This window comes from Psychrobacter sp. UBA5136 (assembly GCF_002414005.1).
In the GTDB taxonomy this organism is placed as follows: domain Bacteria; phylum Pseudomonadota; class Gammaproteobacteria; order Pseudomonadales; family Moraxellaceae; genus Psychrobacter.
This window is the reverse complement of sequence record NZ_DHYG01000012.1, coordinates 1-248: the sequence shown is the minus strand read 5'-3', so window position 1 is coordinate 248 and position 248 is coordinate 1.

Below are 248 nucleotides of genomic sequence, written 5' to 3'. Positions count from 1 at the left end.
TGATATGATAGTCGGCTCGCTAGATAGAATAAGTGCTTAACTTAGACTGACTAGCCAAGAGAAATACCTTATATATCGGTTACTGGACGACAGTAGCTTGACACTATTTAAAAGCATAACTAAAGAACAACTTGTGTGGATTTTTGCTGACACAGAATGCTAAAAAATAAAGTTGGTTTTAACTTCTTTTCGGAGTTATTTCTAACTATAAAAATTATCATTTAAGGCAGCAAGAAAACTCAAAGTTA